This is a genomic window from Bacillus cereus group sp. BfR-BA-01408, from assembly GCF_022663305.1.
GTDB lineage: Bacteria > Bacillota > Bacilli > Bacillales > Bacillaceae_G > Bacillus_A > Bacillus_A pacificus.
In genome coordinates this window covers 17,027-31,077 of record NZ_JAKUFF010000056.1, presented here as the reverse complement: position 1 = coordinate 31,077, position 14,051 = coordinate 17,027, and the positions used below count along the sequence as shown (strand labels likewise).

Below are 14,051 nucleotides of genomic sequence, written 5' to 3'. Positions count from 1 at the left end.
GCAATTACTTCCACTTCTTCTGATTCTTCTGTTTCTGTAATTACGTCTACCTCTTCAAATTCTTCTGGTATTTCCACAATGATTGTTTCTTCAAGCTTTTCTTCTGCTTTGACAATCACTGATTCTTCTGGAGCTTGCTTTTCTACTTCAATAGTAGGTTGTTCTATTTCTGTATTACGTTTCATTTCTTCTGATAATATTGTATCCTCGTGCTCTACTTTAGAAGCTAATGATTCTGTTTGTAGAACATTTTCTACCACTACATCTTTTTCTTGCTTCGCATCTTCCATACGCTCAGCAATTGTTTCATGAAGTAATTCAGCCGCTGGAACTTCCTGCGGTGCACTCATTTCTTGAGCCACTTCTTTTTCTTCTACTATAGGCTCTTGGCGTTCGATTTCATAACCGTTTTTCTCTAGCCATTGATCGACAACTGACTTTTCTTCCTTTTTACTCTGTTGATCTTGCTCATCAACTCTTTCATGACTGGAAGAAGTCGGTGCTTGCCCTTCTGAGAAATGAGATAATGTATATCCTTTTTTCTCTAGCCATGCATCAACGACTGATTTGCCCTCTACAGATATTTCAAGGTCTTCTCTTTCCTTTACTTCCTCCTGCTTTTCTTCCTTTTTCTCTACTGAAGGACGATTATATCCGTAAATTGGCGAAATCATTTCTGTTGGACGAAATGGTCTACGGTTACTTTCTTGCGCTGGTGTAGATGCTTTCTTTACGACAGGCTCTCGCTCCGGTTCATATTGTATTTCCGGCTCTTCATATGTAGAAACTACTTTCTCCACATGCTGTCGTCTGCTTCTTTCCACTTTGATTCCTCTTTGAATAGGCTGATTTTCATACGTTACAGCTTGAACAGGTTGTTCTTCAAAACGCCCTGTTTCTATAACATCCTCTTCATCGAACCCATTATCCGGTACTAATGGAAAACGGCATTTACCTGCATTCCTACTTGCCATTTGTGCTTCTCTTGCTTCGGTGTAGTGGTTTACACGAGGAATTTTCGGCTGACTTTCAACTTGCTTTTGTACTTCTTTATTCATCGCTGTTTGTTCTTCCTCTTTGTTAAACAGCTTTTTCATCCAATCTAACATGCTTACCACTCTTTCTACTAAATAGTAACATCCTTTATTGTATCAGCATTCGGCAAAAAGTGCAGGTAAAATTAAGCATGTCATATTTATCCATAATATTCTAATTTACGAGTGTTTTCATATAGAAAAACGCAGTCTTACATGTAAGACTGCGTTTAAGCTTTACTCTTCCGATATTCATCTACACTATCCGTTACACTTTGCACCGGTCTCAAAGTTTTTTATAATTGTTTTATAATCTCATCCATATTTCCAATATAAACTGGCTGCCATTTTTCTGTACCACGTTCTGCAGTATAAACCGGATAAGCGTCATCATCTATATTTACGAAAACTGGATCGCCCATATCCGTTTCATATCCAATTGTAATCCATCCTTCTTGCCACTTTCCGTTTTCTTCACTAATTAATGAATTTTTATGTTTATCATATCGATAACCGATTTGTCCTTTTTCTAATTCATTTTCACTAAACAAATAGATTTCATAAGAACCTAACTCGATATCTTGCTGTTTTGAAGTTTCAATTCGTTTCAGAAGTTCTGCGATTTTTGGTTGTTGTTTCATGCGTCTATCCCCTTCTATTTTTCTAAATTTTAACTATTTTGTTTATAAAACACAATATAGATTTTAAGAAAAAAGGTGACATCCTTATGAATATGAACGATTTTCTACATATATCTATCACAACTCACAATATATCAAAGATTCAATAGAAAAGAGAGGCTGCCCAAAAGGACAACCTCTCTTTTCTTATATCAATTAAAATTTAAACTCTTGTCCAACTTCAAAGCTATCTTCTAATACAAGAATACCTTTTTCTTGTGGAGCATCTGGAAGCTCTAATTCACGTGCTGAACAAATCATTCCAGCAGAAGGAACTCCGCGAAGCTCAGCTGGCTTGATTAACATACCGCTTGGCATTACAGCGCCGATTTTTGCAACGACAACTTTTTGTCCTGCATCAACGTTTGGTGCGCCACATACGATTTGTAATGTTTCTGTACCGATTTCTACTTTACAGATGTTTAACTTATCAGCATTTGGATGCTTTTCTTTTTCAGCTACATAGCCTACAACAAATTTTGGAGAAAGATCTGCTTCTACTGTTTCTTCAAAACCGTTCTTCGCTAAAATTTCGTTGATTTTTTCTACAAGTTCTTTCGTTAATGTAAGGTTACCTGTTTCTTTTACTTCTAAGTAAGAAGATGCATGAAAGATGTTGAATCCTGCTGTTTCGTTGCTTTCACGATCGTATACGCGTGCAACATCTCCTTTGCGATCAAAAGTACGGTTCTCTAAAGTAATATCTTGTAAGGCAACAATTAGAGTGTCACCAATTCCTTCAAGGTTGTAAAAAACGTTCACTTCGTTCATCCTTTCTCTTTTCCATCTGTCTTCTTCCGATTCTTCGCTAAAATAAAGATTGGTTCAAAGTCCCCATCTTCATATACGAATGAAAGTGATGTAATCGGAACATGCCCTTCGGCAAAAAATTTCATTGTCATTTGTGCAATAATATCATAACCGATTTCGTTGACGATATCAGCAATAATTAATACATCTTGGTGAGGAACAGCAACAACCATGTCACCAGAAATCTTTTCACGCATCGATTGTAGTAACGATTCGTTTAAAATACGAGTCGCATCATACCCATCATTTGTGTTTAAAAAGTAGAATGTATTACCTGCTACTGTGTCTTGTTTAAATTCATAACCTAATGAGCGAGCGTTGAATAATGCCATTTCACGTACTTGTTGCTCTGTAAGCCCTAATTTTTGTAATAAACGCTCGTCAATGAGACGATATGTTTTATTCGAATCTAGCGCATAGTAAATACGTGTTTCCGCCGTATGATCCGTCATAATAAACGGATTTCCTTCTTCTGCTTGTTTCGGGAAAGAAGTAGAGCGAATAACAGGTAAAATTTTCGCCGCGCTATTTTCTTCCTTATGCATCGCAATTAACGCTTCTTGTACGTAATAGGCAACCTCTTCAATCGCCTTTTCTTTATTCACTTCCCATTTTGCTACAACTCCTGGAAGCGATACGTTAATACCTTTTTTCGAGTCTTTCTGTTCTATACGTAGAACCTCTTTCTCGCTATCATACTGAAAGTCCCATTCCGGGCGAGATAATTTCTTCATTAACTCGTCTTTCATCTTTTTACTTGTCATCTTCATCTCTTTTTCCTCCCTTCCAAAAAAATAACCTCCCCCGCGAAGGTAGAGGTTGTTTTACAATTCAATTGGCAAATTGCCTTATTTTAAACCTTCAATGAACTCTTCGATTTGTTCTTGTGTTTTTCGATCTTTGTTTACATAGCGACCTGTTTCTTCACCTTTATTGTACGCTACAAAGCTCGGAATGCCAAATACGTCTAATTTTACGCATAGATCAATAAACTCATCACGATCTACATAGTAAAATGAGAAATCATTATATTTCTCTTCTACTTCTGGCATAAATGGATCTACGAAGCGGCAGTCTGGACACCATTCTGCTGAGAACATAAAGATTACATTCTCTTCATTTTTTAACTCTTGGAATTGCTCCATGCTTTCTAATGATTTCATCTATATTTCCTCCTCTAACGAGTGCAGTTTTTCATGTTATAATCTTTCTTTTATACTACCATACATCGCGCACGGTGCAAGGTTTATGCTTGCTTTTCATCATACTTATATTGCCCAACAAGTAACTTAACAACGTGTACAAATAATTCCGTACGGTCCACATAATCATCCGTAAAAATACCAATCGCACCTTCATGACTACGAATATCTTTTCTCTGTACAAACTCTTCCATCACTTCACTTAACTCTTTGCCATCTTCAAGAGGTGCTAAAAAATCATCTGGTAACGTAATACGTGCCCCGCCGGCAACAAATATTTTACCATCACTTGTTGCTAGCGCGCCCCAGTTACACATAAATAAACCGTGCTCTGTTTTCATTACGCCGCCTTCTAGTCCAATGCCAATTTGAGCTCCCGCTTCCTCTAGCGCTCGCTTCGCTCTATTGATCGCTCCTTGCATCGTCTCTTCATCTGAAAACGGTTGTGCTGCTACTCCTGAAGGAACAGAAAGAGATGTAATTGTAGCATCTTTCCAAACCTTCTCCACAGCTCCAACCTTCGTTTTATTCTTAGATCCAACTACTACTTTCATTTCGTTCACCTCTATAAAAATTTATCATTTCCCCTTAATCAAATTGTTATTTATACACGGAAGCACGGCCAACACACATCGCTTGTTTGTCTCTTCACTCTAAAAAAGAAGAGTTTTTCTCACAACATTGCGGACCTCGAATCCAAAAGCAATCTTACTCTTACTTCCTACCCGGGGTTTTAATCCCCCGTGCGAGAATCAATTAAGCACTGACCGCTACCATACATCGCTCGAGCATCTATTCAACCTAAAAAAAGAAGGGTTTTTCGCCCTTCTTCTCTACGCGTTATTCTTAATTGTTTCTAACGTCGTTTTATCCGTTGCTCTTACAAGCTTCGTAATTAGCTCTTTTGCTGCCGCATAATCATCAACATGTAAAATAGAAGCATGTGTATGAATGTAACGTGCGCAAACACCAATTACTGCTGATGGGATACCTGAGTTACTTGTATGTACACGGCCCGCATCTGTACCACCTTGCGAAATAAAGTATTGGTACGGAATGTTATGTGTTTCTGCTGTATCTAAAATGAATTCGCGCATTCCTCTATGCGTTACCATCGTACGGTCATAAATACGAAGAAGAGTACCTTTTCCTAATTGACCGAACTGTGTTTTGTCACCAGATGCATCGTTGGCTGGACTTGCATCAAGCGCATAGAAAATATCTGGTTGAATCATATTTGCAGCAGTTTGTGCACCGCGAAGACCAACTTCTTCTTGTACAGTCGCACCAGAGTATAATGTGTTTGGTAATGTTTCGTCTTTTAATTCTTTTAATAATTCGATTGCAAGGCCACATCCGTAACGGTTGTCCCAAGCTTTCGCCATAATTTTCTTTTCGTTTGCCATCGGCGTAAACGGGCAGATTGGCACGATTTGTTGTCCTGGTTTTACACCAATCTCAATCGCATCTTCATAGCTATCTGCGCCTATATCAATTAACATATTTTTTATATCCATCGGTTTTGCACGTTGCGCGTCACTTAATAAATGAGGAGGGATAGAACCAACAACCCCAACGACAGGGCCATTCTTCGTCATCACTTGTACGCGCTGAGCTAATAGTACTTGGCTCCACCAGCCGCCTAAAGGTTGAAAACGAAGCATTCCGTTTTTCGTAATTTGCGTAATCATGAAACCTACTTCATCCATATGACCTGCTACAAGAACACGCGGGCCAGTTTCGTCCCCTTTTTTCAGACCAAATACGCTACCTAAACCGTCTTGTACAATTTCATCTGCATATTTGCTTAATTCTTGCTTCATAAAACGGCGTACATCATGTTCGAAACCTGATGCACCTTGTAATTCTGTTAACGTACGAAATAATTGTAATGTCTCTTTATTCACGAAGTCCCCTTCTTTCAAACCTTAGTAGAATACCTCTTTTATTGTAACGAAATTTTCGAAATGTTTCTAGTTTCTTCTTTTTTAGCTGTATTTGCTTTATAATTATTATCGGTACACTATTTTTATTTTATAGAATTGAGGTGAATATATGAGCTGGAAAGGTTTAGTAGCAGGTCTTGGCGTTGGTTTCGCAGCTGGTTATCTTGTTGCAAACAAAGTACAAGAACAATCCCATATTTCTTCAGAAAAAGCATTGAAAATGGTAAAACAAGCATTAAGTCATAAAGGTGAAATTACTGGCTCTTGGGTACATATGGTTCCAGAGACATTTGAAAAATATGATGTCGCGTATGAAGTGTATCGCGGCGGTCTTACAACGATGTTAAATGATATACAAGAACGATTTGAATTTTTAGTTGATGCTAAAACAGGTACTGTTTTAGAGGTTATAGCAGCATAAACAGGAGGGTTCCCATTAGGTGAACCTCTTATTTTTTAATTGCAGATAGTGATTGAAATTATATCGGCGATTTTTCGAATATATCGACTTACCAACAAAAAAACGACAACAAAAAGGAGACTGCTCCAACAGACTGCTGGAACACCCTCCCATTTTTATGCTTCTATACCCGTTTTCCGTTCTATTTTTTCTACGATATGACCTTCCTCATTCCACTTTACTGCGCGATAATACGCGTCATGATAAAAAGTGAACCAAGCATCGTTTTCAGCGCCATACTTCATCCACTTTTGCTTATTTTCAATGGATGTCATCGGATAATCATCATAAGCCATTACCCATAATACATTTTGATGGGCGTACGTCGGCAATAAGTCTGCTAAATGCAGCATTGTTTCTCCTTTGCTTTCTAAAGCGATAACTGCATGTCCATCACTATGACCGCCTGTATGTGCCATTTTTATTTCATCTGTAATTTCTATTTCTTGCTGAAACGTAATAACTTGGTCTACAATCGGCTCCCAATTTTCCTTCCAATATGTATTACGGGATCTAATATTTGGGTTCCTCATTTCATGCCACTCTGTTTCGCTTACGTAAACTTTCGCATTCGGAAAAGCTGGCACAAGGTGATCCCCTTCCCATTTTGTTAAGCCGGATGCATGATCAAAATGAAGATGCGTCATTAAAACGTAGTGGATATCCTCAGGCTTTAATCCTAGTTTTTCTAATGACTCATAAACCGATGATTCTTCTGTTACACCTTGGTTTCGCTTCATTTTCTCACTCAATTTACCGTTTCCTATTCCGGAATCAATGAGCATGTTGCCATCTTTCGTTTGTAAAAGTAACGGATCTGTTCGTAAATAAATATGATTTGTATCATTATGTTTATATTTACGTGACCAAAGTACTTTCGGCACAACGCCAAACATTGCTCCTCCGTCTAAATGTGTGTTCCCACCTTTTAGCCACGTCACTTTTATATCTCCAACTTGTAACTGTTCCATTTTTCATCCCCCTTTTCTTTTAATACTAACATAAAATTCTGATTATTTTAGATACAAAAAACCTATGCATTACTGCATAGGTTCTGTACGATATTTTGCTTCTACTCGGTAAATACGATGACCTTTACTAGAGAATTTCTCTTCGTACTCAGTCATAATGTTACCTTCAAAGTCGCTGTTATGAAGATCTAAGCTTAAGTAAGTTAGTAACATACCATACTCCGCCATACTCATAAGAGAATATTCAAATAAACCTTGGTTATCTGTTTTGAAATGAATTTCTCCGCCTTCTACTAACACTTCTTCATAATTGCGTAAAAACGTTTTGTACGTTAAACGACGCTTCGTATGACGTTTCTTTGGCCATGGATCTGAGAAGTTTAAATAAACGCGATCAATCTCACCTTTTGCAAAGAAAACTGTTAAATCTTCAGCATCTTTATTAATTAACTTTAAGTTCGGTAATTCTTCTTCAATTAATTTATCCAGTGCATCTACAACAACACTTGTGAATTTTTCAATTCCAATATAATTAATATGGGGATTCGCTTTTGCCATATCATACATAAAGCGGCCACGACCTGTACCTACTTCGATGTGAATGGGTTGCTCATTTCCAAATACTTCTTTCCAGTTACCAGCGCGCTCCTCTGGGTTTCCGATTACGATATGTGAATACTCATTAATTCGATCCATTGCATATGGTTTATGTCTTAAACGCATAGATGTTTCCCTCTCTTTACATAGCTATTTTAAAGGAATAATTCCTTCTTTCTGTTTTTAATCAATCTACCAAACAAAAAACCAAGTACGTACGAGCACTCGGTCCGTTTCTTTCAAGTATAAGATGTACCATTTTGATAAAAACTACATACAGCATTAAACATTCCATGACGAAACAGCTTTTTCTCTTACTTTTCTAAGAAGAGAAAAACAATCGAAAGGATGATCCGTTCATGCCAATTAATCAACAACATCAATTAGAAGTGCTGAAAGATATTTTAGTCAATCACCAAAGTGATTGTTGCGGGACAGTTTCTGAATGCGAGCAATTAGAGCGTCTCATTCAATCGTTACTCGCAAACGATAATATAAGTAGTGACGCTAAAGCAATGCTAAACGATGTATATTCTTATAGTCAATCGGGTAAATCTTCCTCTAATTTGGACAACCACATTTCCAATAATCAAGAACAACTTACTCAGTGGATTGCTGGAATGGACAATTTTTCTTAAGTATTACTCTGAAGCAAGTAGTTGCTGTAAATATTGATGCCAATATTCAGCTTCTGCTTGCTGCTTTTTTGTTGTATGCCATTGAATAGACAAAATCGTTTGTGCTATCACATACCATCTCATACGTTTAAGCAGCGATTCATCCATTTCAATATCATAGTAACCGAGCCACTCACTCCATTCTTGGCGCGGAATGTACCAATATAATAACATACCGAGGTCTAGAGCTGGGTCAGCAATTACAGCTCCATCCCAATCAATTAAAAACAACTCATCTTCATCCGACAATAGCCAATTGTTATGGTTTACATCACAATGGCATACAACGAATTCATTGTATTCAATATCTTTTAATGAATCCATTAAATATTGAAGACCTTGCTGAATTGTTTCCTCATCCCTTATATCTCCTCTTAAAACGAGTTGTAGCTGTTGTAATAACTCTTGTGCGTGAAGCGGCTGCTTCCCAAGTCTTTGAATCATCTGCACGAGTGCTTTAGAGGAGTGTATTTTTTTCAAAAGTTTCGCAACACGTTCTAGTTTCATATCCTCTGGCTCTAGCTTCTGTCCCGGAAGCCATTTTTGAGCAGAAATTACATCACCGTTCGTTACCCTTCTTGTCCAAAGTAATTTTGGAACAATTCCTTCTGCTGACAATACCGCTAAAAAGGGCGATGTATTCCGCTTTAAAAATAACTTCTGTTGTCCGTTTTGCGCAATATATGCATCGCCCGTTACTCCACCAGCCGGTACAAGACTCCACTCTTTTCCTAATAATTGTTCCAACCATTCCATATTCATTACCCGTTAACAAATCCTTATCTTTTATAGTTATGAAAAGAAAAACCGCAACATTTCTACACATGTTGTGGATTCATATATATTTTACTGTAAATGAAAAGAAAACTTGGCATAAGCCAAAAACTCTCTATTTTATTTTACAAAACCAGCCATAGAATGACAACTTATCAAAATCGTCACCTTTGTCAATTCTACATTTATTACATTCTCATCGTCAAGTAGCGATTTGTCACATTATCGTCAATATATACGTGCTAATCGGAGCGAGCCTAAGTTCCTTTCCTCTAAATGAAGAAATTGGCTCTATTTTAGCTTGCTTTTCGTTTACTAACACATGCCACGTTTCTTCTTTCGGAAGTTGCACCGTTTTCGCTTCTAAACTGCTATTAAATAAAACGACAATTTCTTTCCACGGTCCAAACGACTCTACATGCTCTAAATGATATGCAAGTACTTCTGGAGATGTTTGCAAAAAAGTCATGTGCTTTTTTATAAGGTCTGCATTTTGTAATCGGAATGCTCCGTGCTCTTTACGAATCGCAATTAAACCTTTTATATAGTTAACGGTCTCTATCTCTTTCTCTTTTCGATCCCAATCTAATTGATTAATTTCATCATTTGCATTATAACTATTTTCATTTCCTTGCTTCGTACGATAAAATTCTTGCCCAGCATGTAAGAAAGGGATGCCTTGCGACAGAATCACCATTGCAGTTGCTAGCAGGTGACGTTTTTTCAAAATCTCTTCCGACTCTTCATTACTGCGCATTAGTTTATCCCACATCGTCATATTGTCATGACATTCTACATAGTTAATGCTTTGCACAGGCTCTAGAAACAAACCTGTTTCTTTCATACTCAAAAGGCTTCCTGATGCAATATACTGCAAATGATTACAGTCTACATACCCACCAAATGCAAAACCACGTTTATTTATATGAAAGGTACTCCCTTTTATCCCATCACGAAATTGATCATTAAATTGCGCAATATGCGGCATTTTCTTTGCGTTATTTAATGTTGCTTTTTCCTCTAGCGGAAGTGGTGTTTGTAGATCCCATCCTTCTCCTAATAGCAGTGCATCTCGCTTTATGTTTCGCACTTCTTTTTCTATTATATTTATTGTATCAACATCTAAAATTCCCATTAAGTCGAACCGGAATCCATCAACATTGTACTCTGTAAGCCAATATAAAATAGACTCTACAATGAATTTCCTCATCATTTTCCGTTCAGATGCTATGTCATTTCCGACTCCCGTCCCATTAGAAGGCATACCATTTTCACCATGACGAAAGTAATATCCTGGGACAAGCTTTTCAAATGATGAGAGCTCTCTTTCATACACATGATTATATACAACATCTATAATCACTCTAATACCGTGCTCATGAAATGTTTCAATCAGTTGTTTACACTCTACGATCCTGTTATACGGGTCAGAGGGATTTGTAGCATAATATCCTGTTGGCGCATTGTAATATAATGGATTGTACCCCCAATTATAGACAGAAGAAGGGTTTGCCTCATCTACACCACCGAAACAGTATAAAGGTAATAGTTCAACATGTGTAACACCTAAATCTTTTATATGAGACAAACCTGTTAACGTCCCATTTCGCCCTGTCGTTCCTTCTTCCATTAGTCCCTTATATGTTCCTTTTTTACTCACTCCACTGCCCGGATGAATAGTAGCATCACGAATATGCAGTTCATACAATATGGCATCTGTCATTGCTTGTAATGGCGGTAATTGCCCTCGCTTCGTTACATTCGTCTTTTCCAAATCAATAACAACGCCGTACTTCCCATTTACAGTCACTGATTTTGCATAAGGATCCACAGCTTCGTTCCATATTAAATTTATACAAACAAGAAATGTATACTTTTCCCCGGCTAAATCGCCGTGCAATGTATGAGCCCAAACTCCATTTTCTTCTCTGTACATTTCGTAATCTGTATATTCTTTATCACTTTTATAAATTCTTACTTTCGCAAGCCTCGCAGTTGGAGCCCATACTTTAAATGTAGTTGCTTCCTTTTGGTGTACTGCCCCTAAATCTGTACCTTCGTAATAATACTTTTCATCGAAAATCGCTGTTCTTATGACAGCACCTATTTGTAAATCTGTTTCTTCATTCCGTTCATCTCGTACTGTATAATACTTCCCCACATCTAGCGGCTCTTCTATAAAGCACTCATACTTCGTTGCATCCGGAAGCGCAATTGTATGAGCAATCGGTAAATCTTTCACGTTACTTCCTTCTTGCAAACGAAATGTCCGACTTGTTCCATACGCATGTGGGAGCAAAATTGTAATTTTATTCATTTCATCTAAATAGGCATCAAATGGACGTTTTACTTTCAACATAAAAAAATCACCATCATTCTTAAAGTTAAAATGAAACGAGCTGCAAATGATAAGGCTTTTCTTATCAGCGAAGCCCTATACAGTAACACATTGTTCTTTATAGTATATTCACCTGTATAAAAAACGTTTTCATACATTCTATTTTTGTAATTTTATTTCAGCAATTGCTTTATATTTCGGTGTCTCCTTTACGTGAGATTCGTATAAAGTAATCGTATCCGCTTGAAATGATATTTCAGGCACTTCCTTTATACGTTCTAAATCAAACTTTTCTTCTCCTACCCATTTACGTGCAACAGTAATATGCGGATGATATGGGCGCGTTTCTAAAGAAAATCCATTCTCTTCACACATAACGTGTACTTGCTTTTGCAATTGAAACAAATCTTGATTTTCGCTTACCTTTGCCCAAAAAATACGCGGCCTGTCTTCCATACCAAACGTTGAAAATCCTTGTAATGTGAACGATAGTTCTTTCATTTCTATAAGTGTTTGTAATCCATTCTTTATTCCTTCTAATTGTTCCTCTGTCGCACTACCTAAAAACGAAAGGGTAATATGATAGTCTTCTTTATGTACCCATGAACGAAAGGGTAATTCCTCTTGCATTTCCTCTTTATAGTTAGACAGCACTTCTTTTATATGATTTGGTAACGTAATTGCGACAAAATAATGCAGTTCCATGTACATCTTCTCCTTCTTTCTATTGTTGCTTTTCTTTCTTATCTCATTCCATTAACTTCCCTACAAGTCTAACCAAGTTCAGGTCGTATTAATAAAGTGAAACTTTAATCAGTGGGGGTTTTCTCCATCCCCCACTGATTATCAGCCCTCACCAATCGGACTTTTATGGGCAGTTGATCCCCCCACCTAAATTCTTTGCTTTCGCTGAATTTTGAGATGGGGGTCTTACTACCCATTAAAGCGGGATAGATGAAATGATATCGACATTTCGACAAGGAACATCTGCTTACCAACAAACGGTACGTAATAGAAAACCGTCCCAAAGTATGTATCGGGACGGTCTTTTATTATTTATATATCCATTACTTCGCTAATTCATAAATTGCTTGCGCATAAATTGCTGTTGCCTTTAATAAGTCTTCAATTTCAATATACTCATCTTTTTGATGTGCAAGTTCTTCTTTTCCAGGGAACAATGGGCCAAATGCAACACCAGCTTTTAACGAACGAGCGTAAGTACCACCGCCAATTGCTAATAGTTCTGCTTTTTCACCTGTTTGTTCTTCATATACGCGCTGCAACGTACGAATTAATACGTGTTCTTTATCAACATGATGCGGGCGAGAGTTCGAATAATCCGCCACTTCAAATCCATGAGTACCCACATATTCTTTTAACTTTGCAATCATTTCTTCAAAGTTAGTTGTAACTGGGTAACGTACGTTTAATCCTAAATTACCACCATTCTCTTTCGTATAAGAAAGGCGACCAACATTCACTGTTAATGGACCACTAACCTCATCTTTATAAGCGATAGTAGCCTTTTCACCATAAATATCACCAATAAATGTTTCTGCTGCAAATGTTGCAAACGAAGCCCCTTTTCCATCAAGAGCAACTTTCGTTAAGAAGTTTGCCAGTAATAAACCTGCATTCTCGCCCTTCTCTGGAGTAGATCCGTGAGCTGAAATTCCTTTAATTTGCAACGTTACTGTATTACCTTCTACAATTGCTTCACCTATTTTTTTAGCAGTTTGTAAATACTCTTCATATGCTACTGTAAGTGCACTTACATCCTCTCCTGTAACAACCGCTTCTGCAAAATCAGGAACCATATTTAAACGGCGACCTGACTCAAATGAAACAAGTTCATATGTACCTTTCTTCTCTTCACTACCATTTTGCACAACTTGTATATCAGAAATTCCTTTTTCTGCATTAATAATTGGAAAGTCCGCGTCTGGCGCAAAACCGATTGTTGGCATTTCTTCGTTTTTAAAGTAGTGATCTACACATTTCCAATTACTTTCCTCATCTGTTCCTAAAATCATACGAACGCGTTTTGAAAGAGGTAATCCTAATTCTTTCACAATTTTCATCGCATAGTAAGCTGCCATCGTTGGGCCTTTATCGTCAATTGCACCACGTGCAAAAATCTTTCCATCACGAATATCTGCACTATATGCAGGAGTCGTCCAGCCATCGCCTTCTGGTACAACGTCAACGTGACAAAGAATACCTACTAATTCTTCTCCTTGTCCCATTTCAAGATGACCTGCATACCCTTCTAAATTTTTAGAAGTAAAACCTTCCGTTTCTCCTTTATGTAACATGAAAGATAAAGCTTTTTCTACACCTTCACCGAATGGTGCGCCCTCTTTCGCTGACTCTTCTTCCCACACACTTTTAATTTGTAAAAATTGTTGTGTATCACGAATTAAATCATCTTTTCGTTTTGCAACTTCTTCTGTCCAATTAATTGCTGACATCACGCATCCATCCTTCACTATATTGTTTCTTTCATCATAACAAACCGAAATCTCTTATGCCATACACGAAAACTAAATACCGAACAAT

At 37.4% G+C, this 14,051-nt stretch carries 14 protein-coding genes and 1 pseudogene; 2 read left to right on the top strand and 13 right to left on the bottom strand.

Annotation, left to right across the window (positions count from 1 at the left end; genetic code table 11):
* The 7 genes and pseudogenes from MR083_RS19670 to MR083_RS19640 all read right to left on the bottom strand — a co-directional run.
* Positions 1-1,109, bottom strand: a pseudogene (locus MR083_RS19670) (DNA translocase FtsK); the annotation flags it as partial.
* A 221-nt stretch (positions 1,110-1,330) separates the two neighbouring features.
* Positions 1,331-1,675, bottom strand: a complete 345-nt coding sequence (locus tag MR083_RS19665) for a hypothetical protein (protein WP_000813328.1) — start codon at positions 1,673-1,675, stop codon at positions 1,331-1,333.
* Between the two features lie 195 nt (positions 1,676-1,870).
* Positions 1,871-2,485, bottom strand: a complete 615-nt coding sequence (gene ytpR, locus MR083_RS19660) for a YtpR family tRNA-binding protein (RefSeq protein WP_001006757.1) — start codon at positions 2,483-2,485, stop codon at positions 1,871-1,873.
* Positions 2,482-3,294 carry a DUF1444 domain-containing protein gene (locus tag MR083_RS19655; protein ID WP_000784603.1) on the bottom strand — a complete coding sequence of 271 codons (813 nt, stop codon included), beginning with the start codon at positions 3,292-3,294 and terminating at the stop codon, positions 2,482-2,484. The genes ytpR and MR083_RS19655 overlap by 4 nt, the downstream gene beginning before the upstream one ends.
* Positions 3,295-3,372: 78 nt before the next feature.
* Complete coding sequence (locus tag MR083_RS19650; RefSeq protein WP_139866406.1) at positions 3,373-3,687, bottom strand: thioredoxin family protein; 315 nt, start codon at positions 3,685-3,687, stop codon at positions 3,373-3,375.
* An 83-nt stretch (positions 3,688-3,770) separates the two neighbouring features.
* Positions 3,771-4,280 carry a DUF84 family protein gene (locus MR083_RS19645; protein ID WP_242269735.1) on the bottom strand — a complete coding sequence of 170 codons (510 nt, stop codon included), beginning with the start codon at positions 4,278-4,280 and terminating at the stop codon, positions 3,771-3,773.
* A gap of 279 nt (positions 4,281-4,559) precedes the next feature.
* Positions 4,560-5,633, bottom strand: a complete 1,074-nt coding sequence (locus MR083_RS19640) for a M42 family metallopeptidase (RefSeq protein ID WP_242269734.1) — start codon at positions 5,631-5,633, stop codon at positions 4,560-4,562.
* A 148-nt stretch (positions 5,634-5,781) separates the two neighbouring features.
* Between MR083_RS19640 and MR083_RS19635 the strand changes: the two genes are divergently transcribed.
* Positions 5,782-6,093: a PepSY domain-containing protein gene (locus tag MR083_RS19635; RefSeq protein ID WP_000118543.1), complete on the top strand. Its 312-nt coding sequence runs from the start codon at positions 5,782-5,784 to the stop codon at positions 6,091-6,093.
* A gap of 155 nt (positions 6,094-6,248) precedes the next feature.
* Here the strand turns inward: MR083_RS19635 and MR083_RS19630 are convergent, their stop codons facing one another.
* Positions 6,249-7,103 carry a YtnP family quorum-quenching lactonase gene (locus MR083_RS19630; protein WP_242269733.1) on the bottom strand — a complete coding sequence of 285 codons (855 nt, stop codon included), beginning with the start codon at positions 7,101-7,103 and terminating at the stop codon, positions 6,249-6,251.
* A 69-nt stretch (positions 7,104-7,172) separates the two neighbouring features.
* Complete coding sequence (trmB, locus tag MR083_RS19625) at positions 7,173-7,826, bottom strand: tRNA (guanosine(46)-N7)-methyltransferase TrmB (protein WP_001239380.1); 654 nt, start codon at positions 7,824-7,826, stop codon at positions 7,173-7,175.
* A 233-nt stretch (positions 7,827-8,059) separates the two neighbouring features.
* Here trmB and MR083_RS19620 point away from each other — a divergent pair, with 233 nt between their 5' ends.
* Complete coding sequence (locus tag MR083_RS19620; RefSeq protein ID WP_001122234.1) at positions 8,060-8,338, top strand: YtzH-like family protein; 279 nt, start codon at positions 8,060-8,062, stop codon at positions 8,336-8,338.
* A 3-nt stretch (positions 8,339-8,341) separates the two neighbouring features.
* Here the strand turns inward: MR083_RS19620 and MR083_RS19615 are convergent, their stop codons facing one another.
* The 4 genes from MR083_RS19615 to pepV form a co-directional block, all read right to left on the bottom strand.
* Complete coding sequence (locus MR083_RS19615; protein WP_001055736.1) at positions 8,342-9,139, bottom strand: phosphotransferase family protein; 798 nt, start codon at positions 9,137-9,139, stop codon at positions 8,342-8,344.
* Between the two features lie 229 nt (positions 9,140-9,368).
* Positions 9,369-11,510 carry a type I pullulanase gene (gene pulA, locus MR083_RS19610; RefSeq protein ID WP_242269732.1) on the bottom strand — a complete coding sequence of 714 codons (2,142 nt, stop codon included), beginning with the start codon at positions 11,508-11,510 and terminating at the stop codon, positions 9,369-9,371.
* 138 nt (positions 11,511-11,648) lie between these two features.
* Entirely contained in the window at positions 11,649-12,194 is a 546-nt protein-coding gene (gene thpR / locus MR083_RS19605; protein WP_000419002.1) for an RNA 2',3'-cyclic phosphodiesterase, read from the bottom strand.
* A gap of 362 nt (positions 12,195-12,556) precedes the next feature.
* Positions 12,557-13,963 carry a dipeptidase PepV gene (gene pepV, locus MR083_RS19600; RefSeq protein WP_242269731.1) on the bottom strand — a complete coding sequence of 469 codons (1,407 nt, stop codon included), beginning with the start codon at positions 13,961-13,963 and terminating at the stop codon, positions 12,557-12,559.
* Positions 13,964-14,051 lie beyond the last annotated feature (88 nt).